Raw genomic sequence first — 598 nt, 5'->3', positions numbered from 1 at the left:
AGGTCCGGCGCGCCGAATTCGCGGATCTTCTGCCGGCAGCCGCCGCAGGGGGCGCAGGGCCGGTCGCCGCCGCCGCAGATCACGATGTCGGTGATGCGGCGCTGGCCGGCCGCCACCATGGCCGAAATCGCCCCGCCCTCGGCGCAGATGCCCTGCGGATAGGCTGCGTTTTCCGTGTTGCAGCCTGCGAAGATCCGGCCGTCCGCGCCGCGCAGCGCCGCCCCGACATGAAAGCGCGAATAGGGGGCGTAGGCATTGGCGCGGACCGCGACGGCGGCGTCGATCAGCGGATCACCGGACATGTCTGTTCTCTCCTTGCTCGGTTCCCGTCGCTCTATCGGATCGGCGGGGGGAAGGATAGCGCGGCGCTTGGAAGCAGCGGCGGGAACCGGTATCCTGATGCGATGACCGAACCATCTTCTTCGCCCATGGGGCAGGACCCGACCGTCGCGGACATGCTGGCCGGCCGGCCGCATCTGTCGATGCACGCGCTCGACGGGCTGGTCCTCGAGGACGTGCCGCTGACCGCCATCGCCGATGCGGTGGGCACGCCCACCTGGGTCATGGGCGCGGGCACGCTGCGCGCCCGCTATCGCCG

The 598-nt window shown here is 70.9% G+C and carries 1 protein-coding gene and 1 pseudogene; one reads left to right on the top strand and one right to left on the bottom strand.

From position 1 onward, the window contains the following. On the bottom strand, positions 1-302 hold a 302-nt coding region (locus HUK84_RS22080; RefSeq protein ID WP_176642026.1), incomplete at its 3' end, for a cytidine deaminase. A 102-nt stretch (positions 303-404) separates the two neighbouring features. Between HUK84_RS22080 and HUK84_RS22075 the strand changes: the two are divergent. Next, positions 405-598, top strand: a pseudogene (locus tag HUK84_RS22075) (diaminopimelate decarboxylase); the annotation flags it as partial.

Source organism: Nguyenibacter vanlangensis (assembly GCF_013376155.1).
In the GTDB taxonomy this organism is placed as follows: domain Bacteria; phylum Pseudomonadota; class Alphaproteobacteria; order Acetobacterales; family Acetobacteraceae; genus Gluconacetobacter; species Gluconacetobacter vanlangensis.
The sequence above is the reverse complement of the archived record's forward strand: the minus strand, read 5'-3'. Positions and strand labels throughout refer to the sequence as shown.